General features: G+C 36.0%; 6 protein-coding genes. 5 read left to right on the top strand and 1 reads right to left on the bottom strand.

Going from position 1 to position 8457, the window contains the following annotated elements:
- Together CN288_RS06510 and CN288_RS06505 are read left to right on the top strand one after the other, a co-directional pair.
- Window positions 1-806: ABC transporter substrate-binding protein (locus CN288_RS06510; protein ID WP_255259952.1), on the top strand; the 806-nt coding region annotated here is incomplete at its 5' end.
- A 116-nt stretch (window positions 807-922) separates the two neighbouring features.
- Window positions 923-1642, top strand: coding sequence for a class I SAM-dependent methyltransferase (locus CN288_RS06505; protein ID WP_026591609.1), 720 nt, complete (start codon window positions 923-925; stop codon window positions 1640-1642).
- 51 nt (window positions 1643-1693) lie between these two features.
- On the opposite strand, the gene CN288_RS06500 is transcribed toward CN288_RS06505, so the two are convergent.
- Window positions 1694-2035, bottom strand: coding sequence for a hypothetical protein (locus tag CN288_RS06500; protein ID WP_026591608.1), 342 nt, complete (start codon window positions 2033-2035; stop codon window positions 1694-1696).
- Between the two features lie 140 nt (window positions 2036-2175).
- On the opposite strand from CN288_RS06500, the gene CN288_RS06490 reads away from it, so the two are divergent.
- From CN288_RS06490 to CN288_RS06480, 3 genes are all read left to right on the top strand, one after another.
- On the top strand, window positions 2176-2511 hold the full coding sequence (locus CN288_RS06490; RefSeq protein ID WP_026591607.1) for a hypothetical protein: 336 nt from the start codon (window positions 2176-2178) through the stop codon (window positions 2509-2511).
- Between the two features lie 338 nt (window positions 2512-2849).
- A complete protein-coding gene (locus tag CN288_RS06485) occupies window positions 2850-4949 on the top strand; it encodes a vWA domain-containing protein (protein WP_098301997.1) in 2100 nt (699 codons plus the stop codon).
- A gap of 130 nt (window positions 4950-5079) precedes the next feature.
- Complete coding sequence (locus tag CN288_RS06480; RefSeq protein ID WP_090691813.1) at window positions 5080-8442, top strand: tubulin-like doman-containing protein; 3363 nt, start codon at window positions 5080-5082, stop codon at window positions 8440-8442.
- Window positions 8443-8457: the final 15 nt, after the last annotated feature.

Genomic DNA, 8457 nt, shown 5'->3' with positions numbered 1-8457 from the left:
TTGGTGTATATTCTGAACCAGGCACATTCTTCTTACGTTTAAATCAAAAGCGCGGTGGTCAAGATACACCATTAAAGAGCAAAAAATTGCGTGAAGCCATTGCATTGTCAATTAATAAAAAGGATTTGGCAAATGTAATTTTAAATGATGGTTCTAAACCTGCAGATTACTTAGTAGCGAACGGATTAGCAAAAAGTCCTGATGGGAAAGACTTCCAAGAGGAGTTTAAAAACGGCTTAAAGAATGATACGAAAAAAGCGGCGGCAGCATGGGAAGAAGCGAAAAAAGAACTTGGTAAAGATCAAGTGACACTAGAGTTCTTAAACTATGATACAAGTAATGCGAAAAAAGTTGGAGAATATGTAAAAGACCAAATCGAGAAAAATTTAAAAGGTGTAACAGTAAATATTAAAATGCAACCGTTCAAACAAAAGTTAAAATTAGAATCTGATCAAGATTACGATTTCTCATATGCTGGATGGAGCCCAGATTACGCGGATCCAATGACATTCCTAGATATGTTCGAATCAACAAATTCTCAAAACCAAATGAGCTACTCGAATCCAAAATATGATGAAATCATCAAACAAGGTAAGACAGAGCTAATGGCAGATGCGAAGAAACGTTGGGGAGAGTTAGGGAAGGCAGAAAAACTGTTGCTTGAAGAGGATGTAGCACTTGTACCGTTATTCCAAAGTGCTAGATCGTATGTAATGAGACCAAACGTAAAAGGTGTTGTAAAACATAACATTAGTCCAGAATACAGTTTCAAGTGGGCTTATGTAACAGAAGAAAATAGTAAGTAATGAAGATAAAAGCATTTCTAAGGAGAACTAAACCCACCTTAGAAATGCTTTTTTATTTTGCACCGTTTTTTATTTGTATGAATATAGGTAATATAGAAAAAATGAAGGAGAATCCTATGAAACGGAATATATACATTGATTTTTTAGCCTATTATGGAATTGGGAGTGCACACCCTGGTGGTTTTACGTTAACGAAACAGTTATTGGCACAGTTGCCATTACACCGTGAAGCAAATGTACTTGAAATAGGTTGCGGAACAGGACGGACAGCAGCTTATATGAAAAAACAATATGGTTATAACGTCACAGCAGTTGAAAATAATGAGATTATGGTTCAAAAAGCAAAAAATAGATGGTTACAAGAACAGTTACAAATTGAGCTAATTCAAGGAAGTGCTGAGAAATTACCGCTTTTCGACGAGCAATTTGATCTTGTACTGGGAGAATCTGTACTTGCTTTCACGAACAAAGAGCAGGTAATTCCTGAATGTTATCGTGTCTTGCGAAAGAACGGGAAACTTATTGTTATTGAAATGATAATTGAAAAGCATATAACAAAAGAAGAGGAGGATAAAATAATACAGTTATATGGAATAAAGGAATTACAAACAGAAACAGAATGGATTGACTTATTTCAAATGGAAAAATTCAAAAGGGTAACAATTGTAGGTGGAGCTACGATTGCGGAGACGATCGCAGGACAAATGGAAGAGCCAGAATGGAACATGTCACAATTTATTCCGACCGAATTGTATGATGCATGGGTACAACACGAGCGAGTATTGCATATGTACCAACATATATTAGGGCACCGGATATTTATTTGTGAGAAATAAAACAGTATATTAAAGGAGTTGACTAAAAATGCAGTCAGCTCCCTTTGTACATTAGATGAAAAATAATGCAGCTAAAGTAATACCAAAAATAAACCCGAAAGCTAATTGAACGGCACCACCGCCACAAAAACCCCTATCGCAACATCTATCAAAACCAAATCCACAATGGTCACATTGACCTATGCCACCGCAACAATCACAACCACCATTTGCATATGCATCATAATATCCAAAACCTGTATCAAAAGATGGACGATGAATTGGTGTAATCCAAACAGAATCATCTGTTACATCAACAATTTTACCAAGATGAATATAACCATCACGATCTTCAATTCGTACAACTTTACCTAAATAACGTCGGCAAGTATTATAACATTTTTGTCTATGCATGTTCTTTCCTCCTTCCGTATTACAGTAATACAATATGTTATTGGGACAAGGGCGGCTTGTATGATTGACCTAAGTTTCATAATTGTTATAAGAAAGGGAAAAGATATGGGAAGAGTGTATGTGAAAAAGGAGTGGGACTTATGGAACCTAAAGATCAATTTCAAACGTATGAAGTGCCTTGGAATGAATTTACGAATGCCCTTCGCAGTGAAATGGAAAAGCAAATAGGAGCAGATGTTATTGACAGAATCGTTTGTGATTTGAAAGATGGATTTGAAGTGTATACATATATACAAGGAGATTTAGATTTTGAATATAGAGAAACACTTGAACGAAAACTTGGGAGTGATGGAAAAACTCCTAATTTGTTAACTATCATGTTATTAGCAAGTATTTATCGTACAAGTGAAGAGAAGATTCGTTTGCACGCGGATCGTAAAGATAATCCTATTGTTGAAGTATATGTAAAACAGTAAAAACACGCTTTTATAGGCGTGTTTTTTATGTATATGATAGGGTGTAAGGGAATCAAACTTTTTTACAGTGATTTTCCATATAAAATGTAGTAAGAGCTTGTAGTTCTCATTTTTGTTCCATGCAGGCTTGTTTATGTGAAAAATAAATCCTATAAGATGCACAATTAATCAGAATTTATAAGGTAACGCTCAACAGAATGAGATTTTTTATTTTAGCAATATTGTTTGCATAATTAAATTATGAGAGCCTGTTTGTCTAAAAATACAAGTCATATATCTTGTTTCTCTTCATAAATTTAAACATAGGAATTTGTCTACAAAGGTGGCGAAGCCTCATCATGAAGATTCGAATCTGTGCCACATTCATCTTTTTTCTATTATTATGTTTGAATCCTTTTTTAACTTTTGCAAAAGGAGAGGAGGCAAAAGAAAGGGTCGTTTCACTTGTATATGATGATTCTGGCAGCATGAGAAATAACGATCGCTGGAAATATGCCAATTATGCTTTGCAAAGTTTAGTTGCATTATTAGATGAAAAAGATAAATTTTCATATGTTCCAATGAGTCGTCCTACTGAAGCGTTAAATGTAACGCTGACCAATGAAAAAAGACAAACAGAAATTAATGAAATTGGAGTGTGGAAGAACTATTTAAATACGCCGTTTCGTGCTGTAGAAACAGCAATGCAATCTATTAAAAAGGAAGCAGACATAAATGGAAAACGTGAATTTTGGCTTATTGTATTAACTGACGGAGCATTTAATGAACTCGAAAAGGAAAAGACTGATGGTAAAGAACAAATCACACAGAAACTAGGACAATTTAAAAAAGAAATGGAATCAAAAAAAATATCATTGCATCCAGTTTTAATAACAATGGAAGAAAATTTAGGTCAGCAAGAGCAACAACAGATGAATACGTTCAAAGAAATTTGGAAGAAAGAAATAAATGGCATCATCATGCCAACAAGTGGGGAAGATGGGGTCATTGAGAGTGTAAATCAAGCTGCGGCCTTGGTTGCGAATCGAGATCCATTTTCTTCTGTTGAATCTGTTGTGAAAACGAATATATATGGAAATAAATTAGAGATTACGACACCGTTTCCATTAAAAAGAATGACACTGGTGCAACAATCTTCTAATGTATCACAATATCAAATAGAACAACTTTCTAAACCATTAGCAGTACAATCGTTCTTTTCGATTCATGCACCAGGAGAATCGAAATTATATGGTGGTATTACCCATATTAGTGCTACGAATGGTGAAGTGATGAAACCAGGGACATATACGCTAGAAATTGATAGAGATATTGTGAAAGAAGGGCTGAAAGTACTTGTTGAACCAGCACTTGATTATACCGTTTCTACTTACGATAAAGAGGATAAAGCGAAAAAAAACGTTGAGGAAATGTATGAGGGAACAAAAGCAGTAATCGAAGCGAAGCCGACGGATTTACCAATTCAATCTTCTTATTTTCAAGCAGAAGTAGAACTAGATGGAAAGATGTATCCAATGAAATGGGATAGTAAGGGAAAACGATTCTATTATGAAACACAAGTTGGAAAACAGGCAGTACGTGGGAAAATTCATATGAATATAAAAGGATTTTACAGGCAAACAAGAGAATTCCGAATTGAATCGGTACCTAAACCAAAACTATCTTTACAGGTCATTACGAAAAACTATGAAGAAAAGGTGACAAATTTAGAAAAGAGTAAACCATTTGTCTTGCAGCCCTTACTGAATGGTGAACCGATAACAGAAGTGGAAGTAAAGAAACTATTACAATCTACAGGTATCACATCTCATCAATCGATCAACTACGAACTGCGGAAACATGGCAATCAAATTTATATTTATCCTCGTCCTTACTACTCCGATACATTCAATTTTACAGCTACCGGCACCATAGAAGCTACCATCACTATAAACGATTCAAAGTTACAAGAAGTAAAGAAAACGATTTCGTTTCATATTCAAAATGCACCATTTTGGGAACGTTATTCGCTAATCTTTCAATTCGTAATCCCAGTTGCATTACTATTTTTGCTTGTTGCGATTCTTATTTTAGGGTGGATTGTCCGGCCGAGGTTTCATCGGAAAGCAATGTTGTACTACGAATGGGATCAAGAAGTAGCGAAAGATTGGCTGTATCAATCTGAACCAGAATTACTAAGAAACAAGTGGTGGAAACATTATTTTGGTATTCCATTTCGAGCAGAGCGAAAGACTGTGCAATCGGTAACTTTTATAGCAAAAAAAGGATCGAAGTCTGTATTTGTCGCAAAGGAATCGCAAGTGATTGGTATGATTATTGACGGTATGTTTATCACAGAGGAAGAGGCCGGGAATGAGCATAAGACATTATATCCGAATGAGATTTTACTGATTGATCGAGGGTATGGGAAAGAAATTTATCGATACGAATGTGAATAATAGAAAGTTCGAAAAGCCCAGTACTCAAGTAGTACAGCTAAACTTCGTATCCTCCCGGCTGTTGAGCTTCGAACTGCTCGGCTCTCTTTATCCTTCTTTTTGAATACATACTAATAGGAAGGTGGTTCACATGACATTACAAGTTCCAACAATTTTAATTGGCTTAGGTGGAATCGGTAGTACTGTTACTCATCAAGTATATGAAAAGTTACCAGAAGAACGACGTAAAAAGGTAGCGATGCATGTGTTTGATACAGATGTGAATACATTAAGTAAATTTGAGCACATTCGTAAGTTTAAGACACAAACTAGTTCTAGTAAAACACCGCGAGAATATATTGCGGGGGATCCAACGATTCCGGAATGGTTTCCGATGGATCCTACTATTTTAGATAAGCCGTTAACAGAAGGAGCTGGCCAACTTCGTGTCATTTCACGTCTAGCTTTACGGGCAGCGATGAAAGAAGATAAATTAACTGCTTTTTGGCAAGAAATTGAAAAAATATTTCCTGTCACCAGTGATCAAACTGAGTATGGTGTTCGCGTGATTATTGTCACATCGTTAGCTGGCGGCACGGGCTCAGGTATGTTTTTACAAATTGCATTATATTTGCGTGAAATGCTTAGGAAAAAACTGCAGCACCATAACATCTTAATACGTGGCGCGTTTTTAATGCCGGATGTACTTGTCAAGACGCGTACGATTAGTGCGAAAGAGTTTGAAACTGTGCAAGCAAATGGTTATGCCTCTTTAAAAGAACTTCATGCGATTACCCTGGGCTCAACAGGTGAATTATCAAAAAGAGGTGGTGTAACGATTGAATTAGAGTATCGTCCGGATCAAGTAGATGAAGATGGCCGGACGAATCACACGATTAAACAACACCATTTGCCGTATAATTATTGTTTTTTATATGATTATGAAAATTTACATGGTCATCATTTACACAATTTATCAGATTATATGGAACAAATGACAAACACGATTTATTTGCAGTTATTTAGCCCGATGTCTACAAGTCATTTTGCACAGGAAGATAATCAAATTCAGCAGCTTGCAGAATCGAATGGAAAAGCACGTTACTGCGGAGCTGGAACTGCAAAGCTCATTTATCCGTATGAGCATGTGTTAAAATATTGTGCTTTGAAATGGGCCGTGCAAGGCTTAGATGAATCCTGGCTTCATTTAGATCAATTGTTTCAAGAGAAAAAGCAGCGCTATGAACAAGATGTTCGTCGTGGTATGCAACGTGAGAAGCCAGAGCGTGGGAAGAGCTATTTAGAAGATTTAGAGCATCTTGCCACTCGTCCAGAGCAAGCTCATATCTTTTATAGACAGATGTATAATGAAACACGTGAAGGGGCAGAAGGTGGGAAGGTTGGTATTGCAAAATCAAAGTTATTTTTAGAGGCAGTTGAAAGCTATGTACAACGTACTGTACAAAAAGATGAAGAGTTAAATAGATTGCAGCATGAGTGTAAAATATCGGCCGCAAAACTCAAAATTACGGAACAGATGAAGGGGGAAGTGGCGAGGGTTGATCATGCTGTTCGGTTGTATGCTTATGCAATACCAAGCCGTGTACATGAACATGTGACGACGCTTTTGTATGACATGATAGAATCGGATCGATATGCTCCAAGTGGTTCAGAAGGACAGTCATATCAACTAAACACGTGGTTTTTAAAGAAAACAGAAGCTGTTCATCCGGTGGCTGCTCGTTTCATGTTATATGAAATTCGGAAGCAGTTAATAGAGAAAATGAATCGATTGCATGAGAATAATGAGCAGAAGCGTAATTTAATTCAAAACTACGATAAGAAATTTAATGTAAGTAATATTGACGGTACAGTTACAGCAGTGCGACGTGTTGAGCTAGCTCAGCAACAAAGTTGGTTTGGGAAAATGTTCTATAATCAACAGCGTATGTTACGAAAAGAATTTGAAGATATAGTCACGCAATATGTGCATAAATTGAATGAGTATCGTAAAGAAATGTTACTCGAACTCGTTTATCAATCATTATATCAAGCGGTAAACAAAATGATTCAACATTGGGAAAGATTCTTTGATAATTTACAAGAGACACGTGAAAATTTACTGTTTGAAATTCAAAAACGTAGCAAAGAATTTGAAGGAAAAACAAACCCGACAAATGTATATGTGTTAGCAGATGAAAGGCTGCAAGAAAAAATATGGCAAGATATGCAACAACATTTAAATTTAGGTGTACTGCCAAAGGATATATCAGCGGAGATTTATATGAGCTTGTATGCAGAATATTGCCGTGATGCACAAGCTGAAGAAAGTCAATCTAAGAAGGTAGAGGATTTTTATCGAGAGCATATTTTAACGTATTGCTATGCTGAACTTCAAGTGCGATATCGAGACAAACTAGAGCTCAATATAATTGAAGCATTGCGAAAAGAAGCGGATTTTAAAAAACGTGATCGCAATGAATATGTGAGAGAAAAAATTGAAGACCTTTTCCATCTAGCAAGTCCATTTATCCCGAAAGTATCTCATCATAGAGAGTTACAATATTGGGGCATACATCCTTCGCTAAGACAAGAATTACAAGAAGAACTTCTACAAGAGATGTTTCAAGAAAAGGATACAGTGAATGAAGCATTTTCACCATTTGAAGTAATTTGTTACCGAGCACACTATGGATTATCATTACAAGATTTTCCTAAACTTTCTTCTGGGCATATTGCAAATGGTTTTATGAATGATAAAGGGGATTATTTTCAGTCTTATTATCGTCGTGTGAATAAGTTAAATATTAAAAAATCTAATTTAACGCCGCATTTAGATAAATATTGGCACTTACCAGCCTTTATGCCGGATTTGAATGCAACGCAAACGAAGTTAGATTATGATAAATGTAATCGTGCTCTTCTTTATGCATATATGTACCGGTGGATTAGTCTTGTTGCTGTCGATGGTCAATTTGTCTATCAATATAATGGGGTAGGGCGTAGCTTTTTAATTCAGTCAATGGGGAAAAATATTTCAAGTGAGAGCTATAAATTACACCGTGCATTGCTTCATAATCCGTTTATTTATGAAAATATTTTGTCGCGTTTTGAAGAAGAACAGGAGAAAGCGACACTCCAAGGCGGGCATTTATATACACATGCTTTTGTGTTAGGTGCACAAGATGTAAGATGGCTTAGAAAAGAACATGTCCATAATATTTTAGATATTATTTTAATGTATGATCGAGAGGCAAAGTATGACCCGACGCTCGAGGAAACATCAGATGAATTGTTACGGTTATTTCTTGATGAAATTTTAGTTTATTTCCAAGATTATTATGGAACTGGTGCTGAAATGGTGGCAAAGAAAGAAGCAGAGATGTTTGTAAAACAACTATGGGACCGTTCGTATGCGAAAGGCTATGTTGATCCAAATAGTGCGCCTTATAAAAAATGGCAACATGTACTGCATGTTCAAGATGAGGAACAAGATACAAAAACGAATGTGTAGGATGTAGATAGGGAA

It is taken from the genome of Bacillus sp. AFS023182, assembly GCF_002560575.1.
GTDB lineage: Bacteria > Bacillota > Bacilli > Bacillales > Bacillaceae_G > Bacillus_A > Bacillus_A arachidis.
Note: the sequence above shows the minus strand (reverse complement) of the source record. Positions and strands in the feature narration are given on the sequence as shown.